This window comes from Nocardia ignorata NBRC 108230, assembly GCF_001612905.1.
In the GTDB taxonomy this organism is placed as follows: domain Bacteria; phylum Actinomycetota; class Actinomycetes; order Mycobacteriales; family Mycobacteriaceae; genus Nocardia; species Nocardia ignorata.
Map to the genome: position 1 here is coordinate 84,684 of NZ_BDBI01000024.1, position 15,687 is coordinate 100,370.

Annotated in this window: 19 protein-coding genes and 1 pseudogene; 15 read left to right on the top strand and 5 right to left on the bottom strand. The window is 69.3% G+C overall.

All coding sequences use genetic code 11. From position 1 onward, the window contains the following. Nucleotides 1–51 precede the first annotated feature (51 nt). Nucleotides 52–336: a YciI family protein gene (locus NI2_RS19705; RefSeq protein ID WP_067492717.1), complete on the bottom strand. Its 285-nt coding sequence runs from the start codon at nucleotides 334–336 to the stop codon at nucleotides 52–54. Between the two features lie 27 nt (nucleotides 337–363). After that, a complete protein-coding gene (locus NI2_RS19710; protein ID WP_084476546.1) occupies nucleotides 364–930 on the bottom strand; it encodes an amino-acid N-acetyltransferase in 567 nt (188 codons plus the stop codon). A 257-nt stretch (nucleotides 931–1,187) separates the two neighbouring features. Between NI2_RS19710 and pgsA the strand changes: the two genes are divergently transcribed. The 5 genes from pgsA to pspM all read left to right on the top strand — a co-directional run bounded on the left by pgsA (nucleotide 1,188) and on the right by pspM (nucleotide 4,859). Continuing rightward, complete coding sequence (gene pgsA / locus NI2_RS19715; RefSeq protein WP_067492719.1) at nucleotides 1,188–1,826, top strand: CDP-diacylglycerol--glycerol-3-phosphate 3-phosphatidyltransferase; 639 nt, start codon at nucleotides 1,188–1,190, stop codon at nucleotides 1,824–1,826. Then, nucleotides 1,823–2,332 (top strand): CinA family protein, encoded by a 510-nt coding sequence (locus NI2_RS19720; RefSeq protein WP_067492976.1) that lies wholly within the window; start codon nucleotides 1,823–1,825, stop codon nucleotides 2,330–2,332. Before pgsA ends, NI2_RS19720 begins: the two co-directional genes overlap by 4 nt. A gap of 92 nt (nucleotides 2,333–2,424) precedes the next feature. Then, nucleotides 2,425–2,850 carry a helix-turn-helix domain-containing protein gene (locus tag NI2_RS19725; protein WP_067492978.1) on the top strand — a complete coding sequence of 142 codons (426 nt, stop codon included), beginning with the start codon at nucleotides 2,425–2,427 and terminating at the stop codon, nucleotides 2,848–2,850. 183 nt (nucleotides 2,851–3,033) lie between these two features. Then, nucleotides 3,034–3,855 carry a PspA/IM30 family protein gene (locus NI2_RS19730; RefSeq protein ID WP_067492725.1) on the top strand — a complete coding sequence of 274 codons (822 nt, stop codon included), beginning with the start codon at nucleotides 3,034–3,036 and terminating at the stop codon, nucleotides 3,853–3,855. A 137-nt stretch (nucleotides 3,856–3,992) separates the two neighbouring features. Then, nucleotides 3,993–4,859, top strand: coding sequence for a phage shock envelope stress response protein PspM (gene pspM, locus NI2_RS19735; protein ID WP_067492980.1), 867 nt, complete (start codon nucleotides 3,993–3,995; stop codon nucleotides 4,857–4,859). A gap of 87 nt (nucleotides 4,860–4,946) precedes the next feature. Here pspM and NI2_RS19740 read toward each other — a convergent pair whose 3' ends face one another. Both NI2_RS19740 and NI2_RS19745 read right to left on the bottom strand, forming a co-directional pair. Then, complete coding sequence (locus NI2_RS19740; protein ID WP_067492728.1) at nucleotides 4,947–6,437, bottom strand: carboxylesterase/lipase family protein; 1,491 nt, start codon at nucleotides 6,435–6,437, stop codon at nucleotides 4,947–4,949. Nucleotides 6,438–6,493: 56 nt separating this feature from the next. Further along, complete coding sequence (locus NI2_RS19745; RefSeq protein WP_067492982.1) at nucleotides 6,494–7,189, bottom strand: maleylpyruvate isomerase family mycothiol-dependent enzyme; 696 nt, start codon at nucleotides 7,187–7,189, stop codon at nucleotides 6,494–6,496. 154 nt (nucleotides 7,190–7,343) lie between these two features. Between NI2_RS19745 and NI2_RS34495 the strand changes: the two genes are divergently transcribed. The 5 genes from NI2_RS34495 to NI2_RS19770 all read left to right on the top strand — a co-directional run bounded on the left by NI2_RS34495 (nucleotide 7,344) and on the right by NI2_RS19770 (nucleotide 11,066). Further along, on the top strand, nucleotides 7,344–7,520 hold the full coding sequence (locus tag NI2_RS34495; protein ID WP_166655713.1) for a hypothetical protein: 177 nt from the start codon (nucleotides 7,344–7,346) through the stop codon (nucleotides 7,518–7,520). 16 nt (nucleotides 7,521–7,536) lie between these two features. Then, nucleotides 7,537–8,247 carry a PIG-L deacetylase family protein gene (locus NI2_RS19755; protein WP_067492984.1) on the top strand — a complete coding sequence of 237 codons (711 nt, stop codon included), beginning with the start codon at nucleotides 7,537–7,539 and terminating at the stop codon, nucleotides 8,245–8,247. 131 nt (nucleotides 8,248–8,378) lie between these two features. Continuing rightward, nucleotides 8,379–9,533 carry a glycosyltransferase gene (locus NI2_RS19760; RefSeq protein ID WP_067492986.1) on the top strand — a complete coding sequence of 385 codons (1,155 nt, stop codon included), beginning with the start codon at nucleotides 8,379–8,381 and terminating at the stop codon, nucleotides 9,531–9,533. Between the two features lie 107 nt (nucleotides 9,534–9,640). Next, nucleotides 9,641–9,832 carry a DUF3046 domain-containing protein gene (locus NI2_RS19765; protein WP_067492988.1) on the top strand — a complete coding sequence of 64 codons (192 nt, stop codon included), beginning with the start codon at nucleotides 9,641–9,643 and terminating at the stop codon, nucleotides 9,830–9,832. A gap of 7 nt (nucleotides 9,833–9,839) precedes the next feature. Then, on the top strand, nucleotides 9,840–11,066 hold the full coding sequence (locus tag NI2_RS19770; RefSeq protein WP_067492732.1) for a tetratricopeptide repeat protein: 1,227 nt from the start codon (nucleotides 9,840–9,842) through the stop codon (nucleotides 11,064–11,066). 4 nt (nucleotides 11,067–11,070) lie between these two features. On the opposite strand, the gene NI2_RS19775 is transcribed toward NI2_RS19770, so the two are convergent. Then, nucleotides 11,071–11,586, bottom strand: a complete 516-nt coding sequence (locus NI2_RS19775) for a CGNR zinc finger domain-containing protein (protein WP_067492733.1) — start codon at nucleotides 11,584–11,586, stop codon at nucleotides 11,071–11,073. A 126-nt stretch (nucleotides 11,587–11,712) separates the two neighbouring features. Here NI2_RS19775 and NI2_RS19780 point away from each other — a divergent pair, with 126 nt between their 5' ends. From NI2_RS19780 to recX, 5 genes and pseudogenes are all read left to right on the top strand, one after another. After that, nucleotides 11,713–12,174, top strand: a complete 462-nt coding sequence (locus tag NI2_RS19780; protein ID WP_067492734.1) for a VOC family protein — start codon at nucleotides 11,713–11,715, stop codon at nucleotides 12,172–12,174. Between the two features lie 9 nt (nucleotides 12,175–12,183). Further along, on the top strand, nucleotides 12,184–13,062 hold the full coding sequence (locus NI2_RS19785) for a pyridoxamine 5'-phosphate oxidase family protein (protein WP_067492735.1): 879 nt from the start codon (nucleotides 12,184–12,186) through the stop codon (nucleotides 13,060–13,062). Between the two features lie 11 nt (nucleotides 13,063–13,073). Continuing rightward, on the top strand, nucleotides 13,074–13,523 hold the full coding sequence (locus tag NI2_RS19790; RefSeq protein WP_067492990.1) for a nuclear transport factor 2 family protein: 450 nt from the start codon (nucleotides 13,074–13,076) through the stop codon (nucleotides 13,521–13,523). 140 nt (nucleotides 13,524–13,663) lie between these two features. Further along, nucleotides 13,664–14,701, top strand: a complete 1,038-nt coding sequence (gene recA, locus NI2_RS19795) for a recombinase RecA (protein ID WP_067492737.1) — start codon at nucleotides 13,664–13,666, stop codon at nucleotides 14,699–14,701. Between the two features lie 421 nt (nucleotides 14,702–15,122). Beyond that, nucleotides 15,123–15,659 (top strand): annotated as a pseudogene (recX, locus tag NI2_RS35220) (recombination regulator RecX); the annotation flags it as partial. Nucleotides 15,660–15,687 lie beyond the last annotated feature (28 nt).

A 15,687-nucleotide genomic window follows, 5' to 3' on the forward strand; every position in this document is an offset into this window, starting at 1 on the left:
ACGAGGAACGGCCCGGAACCCGTGGGGTTCCGGGCCGTTCGCGTCTACGGGCTATTCGGAGAAGGCGCCCATCACGGGCAGCCACTCGACCACGCGCACGTCCTCGATCAGACCGAGCTTCGCGAACGGGTCCTCGGTGAGCAGTTGCTCGAGCGAGGACTTGTCCTCGGCCCGGAACAGCAGCAGGGCGCCCGAACCGTCCGCGTACGGGCCGCTGGTGAGCACGGTGCCCGCGTCGACCAGGGCGTTGAGCCAGCCCCGGTGCTCGGGTCGATTGGTGGTCCGCTCGGCCGCGGTGGCCTCGGTGTAGGTGTAGTGGACGGCGAAGATCGGCACGTCGATCAACTTTCTCGCGGTGGGTATCTACAGGGTCAGCAGCATGCGGGTGTTGCCGAGGGTGTTCGGCTTCACGAAACTCAGGTCGAGGAACTCGGCGACGCCGGTGTCGTAGGAACGGCACATCTCCGCGTACACCTCGGCGGTCACCGGCGTGCCGTCGATCTCGACGAAACCGTGCCTGCCGAAGAAGTCGACCTCGAAGGTGAGCACGAACACCCGCTGCAACTGCAGCTCCCGTGCCACCTCGATCAGCTGACGCACCACCGCGCCGCCCACCCCGCGGCCCTTGACCACCGGATCGACCGCGACCGTGCGCACCTCGCCCAGATCGGCCCACAGCACGTGCAGCGCGCCGCACCCCACGACCCGGCCCTCGACCTCGGCAACCCAGAACTCCTGCACCGACTCGTACAGGGTGACCAGGTTCTTCTCCAGCAGGATCCGGCCGGCGTACTCGTCGACCAGACGTTTGATCTCGGGGACATCCGAGGTTCGCGCTCGTCGCACGGTGACGTCTCGAACTGGCGCCACGGTAGGCGCGGACGGGTGCGCGTCGCTGGTCGGACCACCTGCTGGTCCCCGTGAAGTCATGGGGTGCACAGTAGTCGGCCCGGTTACCGATAGTCTGAACATGTGCCGCACATCCTGTCGTTCCGCTCATCGCATCGCGCCGGGCCCGGCGACCGGGGAATACGGCACTGCACGCGTGAGCAAACATCGCGCGACACACCCGAGATTCGGCGCAGTGCCGGTGAGTGCCGAGAGGGCGGGGGCATGAGAGGTCAGCGCCTGGCGGCGGAAGCGTGCGTGACCACGGAGGGCACCCGATCATGCCGAGAAGACGCAGCATGAGCGTGCGACCCGAGGAGATCGAACGCGGGGCGGCTCGACTGCCGGGGATGTCCGAACATCAGGTCCCGGTGGTCAATATCGCGAATGTGCTGACGGTGGCGCGCATCGTCCTGGTGCCGTTGTTCGTGCTCGCGCTGTTCGCCGACGGCGGGCACGACACCCGTTGGCGCGTGATCGCGGCGGCGGTCTTCGGCCTCGCCGCCATCACCGATCGGTTCGACGGGCAACTCGCCCGCAAATACGGTCTTGTCACCGATTTCGGCAAGCTCGCCGACCCCATCGCAGACAAAGCGCTGATCGGCGCCGCCCTGATCGGGCTCTCGATCCTCGGCGATCTGCCCTGGTGGATCACCCTGGTCATCTGCGGCCGCGAACTCGGCATCACCCTGCTGCGGCTGGTCGTGGTGCGGCGCGGGGTGATCCCGGCCGGGCGTGGCGGCAAGCTCAAGACACTCGTGCAATCGGTGGCCATCGCCCTGCTGGTGCTGCCGCTGTCCGGTGCGTTCGCCACCGCGGGCATGGTCCTGATGTACCTGGCCGCGGCGCTCACCGTGATCACCGGCCTCGACTACGTCGGCCAGGCCGCGCGGGTGTGGGTGGCGGGTGGTCGCGCGCGCAACGAGTCGCGCGGGTGAGCGACCCCTTGGTCGCCGGTGCGCCGGCCGCCGAGCTGGTCGCGGCACTCACGGCCGCGGGCCAGACCGTCGCCACCGCCGAATCGCTCACCGCGGGCCTGCTCGCCGCGACGATCGCCGGGGTGCCCGGCGCGAGTGCCGTGCTGCGCGGCGGGCTCGTCGTCTACGCCACCGACCTCAAGCACCGGCTCGCGGGGGTGGACGAGGAGGTGCTGCGCGTCGAGGGCGCGGTCGCGGCGTCCACCGCCGAACAACTCGCCGTGGGCGCGCGCGAACGCTGCGCGGCGGACTGGGGGATCGGTCTCACCGGGGTCGCTGGACCCGATTCCCAGGACGGGCATCCGGTCGGCACGGTATACCTCGGAGTGGCCGGACCCGATCACAGCGCGGTGAGCCGGTTGAAACTGCACGGTGACCGGTGGAACATCAGGATCGGTGCGGTGCACAACGCGATCGGGGAGTTATTGCGCTGTGTCGGTGGGTACGGCGATGTGACGACGGACTAGCCGCGTCCGGGAACCCCCGGCCGCTGTTCGACGTTGTGCCAGAAAGAGGTGAGCACCGCCCGAGGCGGTGACCCGAGGTGGAGGAGAACGAGATGACGCTGCTGCGGGAGGCAATCGGGGACAGTCTGCGGCGTGCGCGTCTGGCCCAGCATCGGACGCTGCGCGAGGTGTCGACCTCGGCGCGCGTGAGCCTCGGCTATCTGTCGGAAGTGGAGCGCGGCCGCAAGGAAGCCTCCAGTGAACTGCTCGCCGCCATCTGCGAGGCACTCGATGTGCCGTTGTCGCGGGTGCTGTGGGACGTGAGCACCATCATGGCCGGAGCCGACGGCTCCGCGCCCCGCGAACCCGCGCTCACCGAGCCCGTGGCCGAACCCGTCGCCGAACCGGTGCCCGCCGAGCCGTCGGCCACCGCGAGCGCGCAGGCCGACGTGGACGCGCGCATCGGGATCGCCGAGGACACCCGCATCGTCATCCCGGCCCCGCGGGCCGAGATGCTGGTATTGGTGAAAGGGATGTGACGCGGCGAACCCGCGTGACGCTGCGCACTACTGGTGAGAGCGGATAGATTCTCATCAGGCGTCGAGTGGGCCGGTCATATCGGTCCGGGTGCCGCATGGTGAAGGATAAGCACATATCTGGTGCGTGACGGTCGCGCACCACCAGTCGCACGAGCGACGCACAGATGGAGGCGGGATCAATCGATGGCTAATCCGTTCGTGAAGGCCTGGAAGTACATGATGGCCCTTTTCGACTCCAAGATCGAAGAGCATGCGGATCCGAAGGTCCAGATCCAGCAGGCGATCGAGGAGGCGCAGCGTCAGCATCAGGCGCTGTCGCAGCAGGCGGCGTCGGTGATCGGCAACCAGCGTCAGCTGGAGATGAAGCTGAACCGCCAGCTCGACGAGGTCGAAAAGCTCAACGCCAATGCCCGCCAGGCCGTCACCCTGGCCGATCAGGCACAGGCCGCGGGCGACACCGAGAAGGCGATCCAGTACACCAACGCCGCCGAGGCGTTCGCCGCCCAGCTGGTCACCGCCGAGCAGTCGGTGGAAGACCTCAAGGTGCTGCACGACCAGTCCCTGCAGGCCGCCGCACAGGCCAAGAAGGCGGTCGAGCAGAACGCGATGATGCTGCAGCAGAAGGTCGCCGAGCGCACCAAGCTGCTCAGCCAGCTCGAGCAGGCCAAGATGCAGGAGCAGGTCTCGGCCTCGCTGCAGCAGATGGACTCCACCCTGTCCGCGCCTGGTTCCACCCCCAGCCTCGACGCCGTGCGCGACAAGATCGAACGCCGCTACGCCAACGCCCTCGGTTCGGCTGAGCTGGCCCAGAACTCGGTGCAGGGCCGGATGATGGAGGTGCAGCAGGCCAGCATCCAGATGGCCGGGCACAGCAAGCTCGAGCAGATCCGTGCCTCCATGCGCGGCGATGCCCTGCCCACCGGGAACAACGCGGCCATCGACCCGGCCAAGCAGCAGCCCGCGGCGCCGCAGATCAACAAGGGTGGCCAGGCGGCTCAGCAGTAGTCACGCCACCTCGGGCCGTCGGCCGACGCTCGATACTCGCGCCCGTCGCGGGCGTCGAACGCCGACCGGCGGCCCGGCCCTGTTCAGGGTGAGGTTGTCGTACCCGCGTGGCACTCTGGGTAGGTGGAAGGATCACGATGAGCGGGAGAACGCGGCGCGACCGGATCGAGGTCGCCGATCCGATGGCGGTCGTGCAGTCGACGATGAACGGCGGGGTTCCGGCGACACTGCGCGGAGTGGGCGAGCAGGCGCTCGTCGCGGTGCGGCGCTGGGCCGACCCCCGCGAGCGTGAGTTGCGGCGTCGCCGCCGGATGCGCAGGCGCAGTTTCCAGCTGGGTACGGCTTCGGGGATCACGACGGTCGGCGCGGTGGGGCTGGCCGTGGTGTCGGCGCCGGCGTGGGCGGTGGTCGTCATCGGCGGTGGGGCAGTGGCTTTCGTGACCGGCGCCGCGGTGAACGCGCGCCGCTATCTGCAGACCCGCCATCAGCCGTTGCCGCAGGCGACGTTCGTGCCGCGCAAGTCGCCGGGACTGCGCTCGGCGGCCCGCGGGCCGATTCAGCGATTGATCCGGGCCGAACGCGCGTTGCACGGGCTGGGCGCCCAGATCGCGCGCACCCGGCGGTTACCCGAGGACGAATTGCGCGACCTGCTCGGCACCGCGAGCTCCGGGGCGGCCGCGCTGCACGCCCTGGCCGCCGACGTGGTCGCCATGGAACAGGCTGTCGACACGGTAGGCCGGGCGAACCCGGAGACGGTGTCGGCATTGAAGACCACGGTCACCGCCGTGCTCGCGCGCCTGGAAACCGGTGTCGTCGAATACGAACAGCTCGTCGCGGCGGCTGCTCGCATCCTGGCCGTCCCGGAGGACACCGTGGTGGCCTACCAGTTCAACGGCATCGTGGCCGATCTGCGCGAAGCCGCCGACCGCCTCGACGGCTGGGCCCAGGCCCTCACCGAGATGGCCGACGGACCCGGCTTGACGTCGCCCGATCTTCCCCGCTGAAATCTCGCCCGCACGGATCCCGTACTCGCGCAGCGGGTATCCCGGGTCGGCGGCCCGACTCGACAGACCTGCTGAGCAGTCCGGTTCTCAGGAGCGAATCGCCTGACGGAGGGCGGCCAGCTCCTCGGCGCGCGGATTGTCGACCGTGGACGACGCGGGGTGGTCGAAGATGCGGACGTTCTTCTCTGCCGGAGTGAACGCCGACCAGCCCGTGCTGCCATGTGCGGCGAAAGAGACCCAGGCTGCGTGGATTTCGTCGGCCAGCGGCTGCGGCGGGGTCGGCCCGGTGAGGGTGTGGGCGTTGTCCACGGCGTCGAAGACGAACGGGACTTCCAGCACATGGCAGGCGCCGAGGCCGGGCAGTGCTGTGGGCCAAGCGAACTCGTAGACGTAGGTCGCCGCGGTTGCGGCATTGGTTTCGGCGAGGTCCATGGTGCCCGCGCGGAAACACCAGTCGGTGAGGATCGCGTTGAAGATCTCGGCCGGTGCGGCATCGGGGCGTTGCCGCGCATAGGTGTGTGCGACCGACGGATCGATGCCGTAGCGGGCCAGCACGAACGGCAAGCTGTCGGCGTTGACGCCCGCGGTGATCCCGGTGGGCACCGTGAAGAAGCGGAATTCGTCGGCGGTGGTGCCCGCGACGAGCGGAACCCGGCGCTGCGGGTTGGCCGCGAGTACCTCGGTGGGGGTGCCCTCGACGACATCCCCGTCGACCACCGGGAACAGGCTCATGATGCCGAGGCCGCGCTCGACCACCGAGGTGCCCCACCGCTGGGGGTCGGGGTCGGTCATCAGCGCGAGCGCGACGGCGTTCTGCGCCGAGCACAAGTCGGCCGGACCGAGTGCACCGAAATCCGCCGCGGTGGGGGTGATTCCGAGGTGCTCGGCCAGCGCGGCCGAAACCAGGCGCGCGTCGTCGGCCTCGGCGGCGACGGATCCGTTGCCGCTCTGCACGATCGCCCGGCGGAACAGTCCCGCCGACTGCGGCGCCGCCATCAGCGCGGCCACGCTCATACCGCCGGCGGACTCCCCGAAGATCGTCACATTGTCCGGGTCGCCACCGAACGCGGCGATGTTGTCCCGCACCCAGCGCAGCGCGCAGAGCTGGTCGTGCAGACCACGATTCGACGGTGCGCCGTCGAGCACCGCGAACCCGGAGATCCCCAGGCGGTAGTTGATCGACACCAGGACCACACCGTCGCGCGCGAACGCGGTGCCGTCGTAGATCCGGCGTGCGTTGGACCCGCGCACGAACGCGCCGCCATGTATCCACACCAGCACCGGCAGGCCCGCACCGCCCACATCGGGTGTCCAGACGTTCACATTGAGGTAGTCGTCGCCGGGGATGCCGTCGCTGCCGATCAGGGCGTGGATCGGCGCGGGATACGGTGACTGCGCGCACGTCGGGCCCATACTCGTCGCCTCGCGCAGCCCCTGCCAGCGCTCCACCGGTTCGGGCAACCGGAACCGTCGCGCGCCCACCGGCGCCGCCGCGTACGGCACACCGAGGAACCGGGTGACGCCGCCTTCGGTCGTGCCCAGAATCGCGCCGCCGGTGATCGTGACGATCGGTTCCATCGGTCCTCCTCGCAGTCGAACCCGATTATGGACGCTTGTCCGGTTCGGTGGGGTGCTTATGGAACCAAGGGCCCGGCGAGGACGCGCAGCCCGGCGGCGCGGTCACCGTCCCAGCGCAGACCCTGGTGCTCGGGCGGGATGCGGGCCCACAACGCGAGCAGCAGATCCGATGCGGTACCCGCCAGCTCGGCCACCGGTTCGCCGGGGCCGTAGGTCCAGCGGCGATCGGTGTCGGTGGTGCGAACGCGCAGCGCCACCTCCGGTGCGGTCGCCAGGCCGCGGTGGATCATTCGGGGTGCGAACAGCTCGAAGACCTCATCGATGCCGTCCTCGGCGATCGCGCGGTCGTACGGCTCGGCCTTCCCGAGCGCGTGTTGGCCGTCCCACCGGTGCATCAGCGTCTCGTGGGCGCGGCGACGGCGCCAGAAGCCGACCGTGCGCGGCATGGCACGGGTGAAGGTCCACGCCTCCTGTTCGGGATCGGCCGACAGGGTGGCGGCGAGGGCGTCGGCGGACTCGTCGTACCACTTGCGCAGGGTCGCGGGATCTTTCGGCGCGGGCCGACCGTCGTCGTCGCCACGGAGCTCGGCGACGGCGGTGACCACCCACTGATTACCCCGGCCCAGGTGATCGACCAGATCGTAGAAGGTCCAGTTGCCGCAGGTGGTGACGGGTGCGGCGAGATCGACGTCGTCGGTGATCAGTTCGCCGAACGTGGTGAGTTCGGTACGCAGCAGAGCCAGGTAGTTCATGGATTCACGGTAGATGTCGACGGCGGCAGTCTCGGGGTGAACCCTGATCTCTACCCGGATATCCGTGCTGACCTGGTGATTTACCACGGTTGCGGTGGCAGCATCGAAGGTGTCGATCGCGGCTGTGCGGTCGCGGACACCGAGGAGTCACATCATGGTTTTCAAGGTCATCGGCATCGTCGTCGTAGCGGTCATCGCGTTCTGGATCATCGGGGCGATCCTCGAGGCGGTGCTGCCGATTCTGGTGCTCGCCGCGATCGGCACAGGGCTGTACCTGCTGTACAAGGCGGTGACGGGGTCGGGCGACAAGACGCCGGTCAGCAAGATCTAGCCCTAGCATGGGCGGGGTGGAACAGCTACCCGAGGATTGGCAGCGCGGACTCGTGATCGTCGCGCATCCGGACGACATCGAATACGGTGCGGCGGCGGCCGTCGCGCGATGGACGAAGCAGGGCAAGGACATTCGCTATCTGCTCGTCACCCGAGGGGAAGCCGGGATCGCGGGCGTTCCCCCCGCGCAGGCCGCGCCGTTGCGGGAGGCCGAGGAGATCGCGGGCGCACGCGAAGTGGGCGTGCACACCGTCGAATTCCTCGACTACCCCGACGGGCGCATCGAGGAGGGCCTGCCGCTGCGGCGCGACCTGGCCGCCGCGATCCGCAGGCACCGCCCCGAGATGGTCGTGCTGTTCAATTTCGGCGACACCTGGGCGCCCGGCTTCGTGAACAGCGCCGATCACCGGGCCGTCGGCCGCTCGGCGATGGACGCGATCTCCGACGCGGGCAACGAATGGATCTTCCCCGAGATCGCCGATCTGGCACCGTGGTCCGCGCGATGGGCCGCCGTCGTCGGCCCCGTCGCCACCCACGCCGTCGACGTGAGTGATCAGCTGGAACAAGCCCGCGCCTCCCTGGCCGCGCATCGCCGCTACCTACAGGTCCTCAGCTCCGTTCCGGTCGAGGAACAGGTGAACCAGATCGTCGCGATGGCGACCGGTCCCAAGGAGGGGTTCCCGACCGCCCACGCGGTCGGATTCGAACTGTTCACCTTCGCGGGCTGAGCGCACGTCGGAAACGCTGACGCGGCCCGATTGTCTTGGGTGCGTGGGCGGATGGCCCCGGCATCGGCCGATGTGGGTCATGTCGACGGGGTCGCGACCGTGCGTCCTGCGGATATGGCATGGTGAGGCGCATGCGAGTAGCTGTGGTAGCCGGGCCCGACCCAGGGCATGCGTTTCCCGCGATCGCGTTGTGTCTGCGGTTGCTGGACGCCGGAGACGAGCCGGTGTTGTTCACCGGTCCCCGGTGGCTCGACGCGGCGCGGGCCGCGGGCATCGGCGTGCGCAAACTCAAAGGGCTCGCGCCGCGCTCGGTCGACGACGACACCGACGCGGGCGCCCGGATCCACGAACGCGCCGCCTACATCGCCACGGAGAACCTGCCCGAACTCGGTGCCATGCTGCCCGACCTGGTCGTCTCCGATGTGCTCACCGCCGGGGGCGGTCTCGCGGCCGAACGCCTCGGCGTGCCATGGGTAGAGCTCTCACCACACCCGCTGTACCTGCCGTCGAAAGGTCTGCCGCCGATCGGGAGCGGCCTGGCACCGGGAGAAGGGGTGCGCGGCCGGTTGCGCGACACCGTGCTGCGCACCATGACCGACCGCGCGGTGCGGGCCGGTGAGCGGCAGCGTTCGGCGGCACGGGTGAGCATCGGGCTACCCGCCGAGGACCCCGGCCCCGCCGCCCGCCTCATCGCCACCCTGCCCGCGCTCGAGCTCCCACGACCCGATTGGCCCGCCGACACCTACGTCGTCGGCCCGCTGCTCTGGGAACCCACCGATGCCGTGCTCGAACTGCCACCCGGCGACGAACCACTGGTGATGGTTGCCCCGTCCACCGCCCACACCGGGGTGGCCGGCATGGCCGAGACCGTGCTCGAGGGTCTGTCCGGACTCGGTGTGCGCGCGGCGGTTTCGATGCTCGACACCCCACCGGCAGACCTGCCCGCCTGGGCGACGGCGGGTCTGGGCCGCCAGGACGAACTGCTCACCCACGCCGCGGTGGTAGTCGGTGGGGGCGGGCACGGGTTGCTCGCGAAATCCCTCTCCGCCGGGGTGCCGGTGGTGACCGTGCCCGGCGGCGGCGACCAGTGGGAACTGGCCAATCGCGCGGTACGCCAGGGCAGTTCGCTGCTGATCCGGCCGCTCACCCCGGACGCCGTCGCCGCGGCCGTGCGGCAGGTCCTCGACGACAAGGCGTTCGCCGCCGCCGCGCGCCGGGCCGCGGACGGCCTCGACGAGGTCGCCGACCCGGTCGAGATCTGTCATCGCGTGGGGGCCACGGTCTGAGGAACCGGCCGGGCTCGCAACGGCCGCATCTTCGGTCGACCGTAGAACGCAGGCGGGACTGGCCGGCGTCCTGACGGGTGCACGACAGCGCGAGTATCTTGGGCAAGGTGCGGTTGACCGAATTCCAGGAGCTGATGCACACCGAGTTCGGCGTTGCGCGCGCCGACGCCATGCTGGCCGATCACGTCATTCCGGCCTTCGGAATGACCGGTGCGGCCGCGATCGAGGCGGGAATCGACCCGCGCGAGGTATGGCGGGCGCTGTGTGCCGACTTCGACGTCCCCAGAAACCGGTGGTGACCAGACCATGTCCGTGACAGCGCAGAACTCGTCGGCACGTCCCTACCGGTTCGACGAACGATTGCGGATGATCCCGGTCGACGCCGAATCCCTCGCCGCCCGTGTCGCCGCCGCCGACCCGCACGACTTCGGTGGTCTGCGCAGGCTCGGTATCGCGCTGATGCTGCTCGGGCGCCATGACGAGGCGCTCGACCGCCTGGACCAGGCCCTCGAACTGGCCGACACCGAGCGCCGCCGCATCACCGTGTGGATCAATGTGGCCGATGTGTACCGCTATCAGGGTGAACCCGGTCGCGCCGAGATCCTGTACCGCCGCGCGCTGGACGCCAGCCGCGCCCTCGACCCCGAACTCGTCTCCTTCGCCGCCCACCACCTGGGCAAATCGCTGGCCGAACAGCATCGGCCCGCTGAGGCGCGCGAGCTGCTGAACGAGGCGATGCGGTTGCGGGTGGCCGACGGTGACTCCGAGCTGATCGAATCGACCAGGGCGGCGCTCGACCACCTCGACGAGCTGGCCCTGCCGCTGCCACCCGAGGTGATCGCGCTGGTCGGACCGCTGGCCGATTGGTCCGACGAGCACGAGGGCCGCGGCGGCAATGTGCTGCGGGCGGGGGAGTACTGGATCAAACGCGGCCCACGCGCCGTCGCCGAACACGAGCGCCTGATCTGGTTGCGCGACAAGGGCATCGCCGTTCCCGAAGTGGCGGCGTTCGCCGAGGACGTGCTGGTTCTCGCGGACGTGGGCGGTGGTTCGGTGTCGTCGCAGGCACCCGACCCGGCCGCCGCCGGTACGCTGCTCGGTTCGCGGCTGCGTGCCCTGCACGACCTGCCGGCAGCGGACTGCCCGTTCGACGCCGGGCTCGACGTCACCCTCGCACGGGCACACCGCAATGTCGTCGAGGGGTTCGTCGACGCCGACGATTTCGACCCCGATCACCGCGATCGGACACCGGCCGAGCTGCTCGCGGAACTGGTCCGCCGTCGTCCGGCGAGCGAGGATCTCGTCGTCGCGCACGGCGATTTCACCCCGGGCAATGTGCTGGCCGGTGGCGTGCTGATCGATGTCGCCGAGCTCGGCCGCGCCGACCGCTACCGCGACATCGCCCTGGCCGAACGCGACCTCGGCGAGAATTTCGGCGCCGAAGCGGTGACGGCGTTCCGTGCGGCCTACGGCCTGACCGAGCCCGATGCGGACAAACTCGACTACTACCGCCTGCTCGACGAATTGTTCTGAACGCTCACCCGCTCTTGGCGTAGTGGCGGGCGGCCTTGGCGCGGTTGCCGCAGGTCGCCATGGAATGCCAGCGGCGGGTGCCGTTCTTGGACGTGTCGTAGAAGAAGAGCACACAGTCGGGGTGGGCGCACTGGCGGATCCGGTGCGGCGCTTCGGCGATCAGCCGCAGCAGGTTGTCGGCGGCGAGCCAGCCGGGTAACCAGGCGGGGTCGGCCACCTCCGGGATGTCGCGTGGGCCGTCGTCGGTGAGTTCGCGGCGGATGCGTCCCTGGTCGAGCACCCGGTTGAGTGCGGTGTGGTCGGCGCGGGTGACCGTGTCGTACACGGCATCGCGTGCGGTGTGCAGCGCGGTGAGGGTGTGCTCGTCGGCGGGCACCCGGTCGGTCAGGTCGAGCAGCGCCAGCCAGGTGCGCAACCCGTCGAGATCGGCCAGCAGATCGCCGGGTTCGGCGCCTGCCCATCGGGTGTTGAGCAGGTCGAGAGCAGGTGGTTCGCCGGTGTGCGGACGGGGATCGCGCATGTCTGAGGCTATCAACTCGCGCTCCTAACCATCAAAAAGTATTTCAAGGGTTGACGGCAGTGCTTCGGCGTCTTATGTTCTAACCATCAAAACAATCATAGATGGTTTCCCATTCCTGGAGGACTCATGACCGCCGTCACCGCTCCCGTGCTCACCACCGGCCACATCGGGCTCAATGTCACCGACCTGGACCGCTCCGCGGAGTTCTATCGCCGTGGTCTCGGCTTCGAGGAACTCGGCAGCGGCGCCGACGGTGCGCGCCGCTGGGCCTTCCTCGGTATCGACGGCGTGCTGATGCTCACGCTGTGGCAGCAGAGCACCGGCGAATTCGCCACCGGCGCACCGGGCCTGCATCACCTCGCCTTCCAGGTCGCCGACCTCGACTCGGTGCGCGCCGTCGAGTCGGCGGTGCGGGAACTGGCCACCGAGTTCTTTCACCAAGGAGTGGTCGCCCACGGCGAGGGCGCGTCCTCGGGCGGGATCTTCTTCGCCGACCCCGACGGCATCCGGCTCGAGGTGTACGCCCCGGCCGGCGCCGAATCCGCGCCCGCTCCCGCGGGTAGCGCACCGACCTGTGGATTCTTCTGAGGAGTCGTCATGTTCCATCCGGGTGAGCTGGCCGTGCAGCAACGCCTCGGCCAGGCCGGGATCGCCGATCGCGTCGGGCGTTCGATCCGCACCGGGATCCCGGCCGTCGCCGCGGACTTCCTCGCCGAGCAACCGATGGTCGTCCTCGCGGCGGCCGACGCGGCCGGGCGGCTGTGGGCGAGCCCGCTCACCGGACCCGCCGGATTCGTCCACGCGATCGACGACACCACCATCGACATCGCCGCGCTACCCGGTGATGACGACCCCTTGCTCGACGCGCTGACCGGCGATATCGCGGTCGGGATGATCGCCGTGCAGGCGCAGCGGCGGCGCCGGATGCGCGTCAACGGGACCGCGCGGCCGCGGCCCGGTGGAGTGCGGATCAGCACCGAACAGGTGTACGCGAACTGCCCGAAATACATCTCACGCCGAGAGATCCGCGCTGTGTCGGCCGGGCAGGCCGGTCCGGCGCGGCAGGGCACGGAACTCACCGCCGAGCAGGGGACGATGATCGCCGCCGCCGACACCTTCTTCGTCGCCACCGCCGACGCCGACGGGCACGCCGATGCCTCCCATCGCGGCGGCAACCCCGGCTTCCTCGAGCTGCTGTCGCCGACCCGGCTGCGCTGGCCGGACTATCGCGGCAACTCGATGTTCATGACCCTCGGCAACCTCGCCGTGCACTCGCGGTGCGGATTGCTGATCGCCGACTGGTCGACCGGTACGCTGCTGCAGCTCACCGGCCGGGCCGAAATCGTCTGGGACACCGCCGATCTCACCACCGGTGCGCAATGCGCCGTCGACTACACCGTCGAGCGGGTGATCGAACGCCCCGGCGCGCTCCCGCTGCGCTTCGGCGCACCCGAACTGTCACCGCACAACCCTTGAAAGGCGACACCGTGCGACCACCGCTGCCTCCCTTCGACCTCGACTCCGCCCGCGCCAAGGTGCGGGCCGCCGAAAACGCCTGGAACACCCGTGACCCCGAGCGGGTAGCCGCCGCGTACACCGAGGATTCGGTGTGGCGCAACCGCGACGAGTTCTTCACCGGCCACGCCGCGATCGTCGAGTTCCTCACCCGCAAATGGGCCACCGAGAACGGCTACGCACTGCGCAAGGATCTGTGGGCCTTCCACGACAACCGCATCGCCGTGCGCTTCCAGTACGAATGGCACGACGACACCGGACAGTGGTGGCGCAGCTACGGCAACGAACAGTGGGAGTTCGCGCCCGACGGGCGGATGTCCCGGCGTGAGGCGAGCATCAACGATGTGCGCATCGAACAGTCGCAACGACGGATCCTCGGGCCGCGTGCCGAGGGTGACGAATCGGTGCTGCCGCAGCACTGACGACGGTCGTGGCGTGTTTGCGGGCGCGTCGCTTGACTCGAAAGAGTGTTCGACTAATCTGGGCGACAGAACTTGTCGGTGCCGCCCTCTACTGTGGGCGCCAACCAGAGAGACACTCACCTCGAGAAGGGGACCACATCATGGCACCGCAGGCCTACGATCGCGACAAAGCGCTGGAACTGGCGCTGGCTCAGGTGGAGAAGAGCTTCGGCAAGGGCGCGGTCATGCGCCTGGGCGAAGAGGCCCGCCAGCCCATCTCCGTCATCCCGACCGGCTCCATCGCCCTCGACGTCGCGCTCGGGATCGGCGGGTTGCCGCGCGGTCGCGTCGTCGAGATCTACGGCCCGGAATCCTCGGGTAAGACCACCGTCGCGCTGCACGCGGTGGCCAATGCCCAGGCCGCGGGCGGTGTCGCCGCCTTCATCGACGCCGAGCACGCGCTCGATCCCGACTACGCCCGCAAGCTGGGCGTCGACACCGACGCACTGCTCGTCTCCCAGCCCGACACCGGTGAGCAGGCCCTCGAGATCGCCGACATGCTCGTGCGCTCGGGTGCCATCGACATCATCGTCATCGACTCGGTCGCGGCCCTGGTGCCGCGCGCCGAGATCGAGGGCGAGATGGGCGACAGCCACGTCGGCCTGCAGGCCCGCCTGATGAGCCAGGCGCTGCGCAAGATGACCGGCGCGCTGAGCACCTCGGGCACCACCGCCATCTTCATCAACCAGCTGCGCGAGAAGATCGGCGTGATGTTCGGTTCGCCCGAGACCACCACCGGTGGTAAGGCGCTCAAGTTCTACGCCTCGGTGCGCCTGGACGTGCGCCGCATCGAAACCCTCAAGGACGGCAGCGACGCGGTCGGTAACCGCACCCGCGTGAAGGTCGTCAAGAACAAGGTGAGCCCGCCGTTCAAGCAGGCCGAGTTCGACATCCTCTACGGGCAGGGCATCTCCAAGGAGGGCTCGCTCATCGACATGGGTGTCGAGCACGGCTTCATCCGCAAGTCCGGCTCCTGGTACACCTACGAGGGCGACCAGCTGGGCCAGGGCAAGGAGAACGCCCGCAAGTTCCTGCTGGAGAACACCGATGTGCGCGACGAGATCGAGAAGAAGATCAAGGAAAAGCTCGGCATCGGCGCGGATCTGACCGCCGAGGCCGACGCACCCGCCGACTTCTGAGCCGATGCGCACGCCGAACCCCGGCCGGGCGCGCCGTGACCCGGCCGATCCGGTCGAGGACATGCGACGTCAGCTGGCTCGCCTCGGTATCGAGGTGCAACCGCAGTCGCTGACGTCCGAGGTGACGCGCGAACCGGGGTCGGCCACCGAACTCGCCCCGGCGGCTCGTGCAGAACGAGCCGCCTCGGGCGCGAAGGGAATTCGGTCGGGTGCGGGCGATCCGCAGCGCGCGCACCCGACCGGATTCACCGAAGAACACAATCGGACCGATTTCGCCCCGCGAACCGGTGTTGATCATGAAGAGTGGGGGAGCGGGGCGGCGACGCCCCGCCGCGCCCGGCGTTCTCGCCGATCCACGCGGCGCGACACAGACTCCCTGTCGACCGTCGTCGGTGGTGACGACGGGCGGCAGGTGGATCCGGTGGCGGCCGGATCCCCACCGGGAGAGCCCGAGAGGCGAGCCGGCACACGCCGGCTCGCCCCGGGTGACCGGCCCGGAGCCACCGTGGAACAAGCCAAGGACGCCTGCCTGCGGTTGCTGGCCGTGCGGGCCCGCAGCCGCGCCGAACTGGAGAAACGGCTCGGCGAGAAGGGTTTCCGGCTCGAGGTCACCGCAGCGGCCATCGACCGGCTCACCGAAGTGGGCCTCGTCGACGACAGCTCCTTCGCCGAACAGTGGGTACACGCCCGCCACACCTACTCCGGCAAAGGAAAGAAAGCGCTCCAGCGCGAACTGCGCGACAAAGGGGTAGCCCCTACCGACGCCGAACAGGCATTGTCGATGGTCTCCGACGACGCCGAACGTGACCGCGCCACCGATCTGGTTCGCCGTAAGCTGCGCACCCTGCCCCGAGACTTGGGCCGTGACAAGGCGGTTCGCCGCCTGGTCGGCATGCTGGCCCGTCGGGGCTACGACCAGTCCACCGCCTTCGCTGTCGTCACCACGGAACTCGATGCCGCAGGATTCGCCCGAACCTCGTCCACCG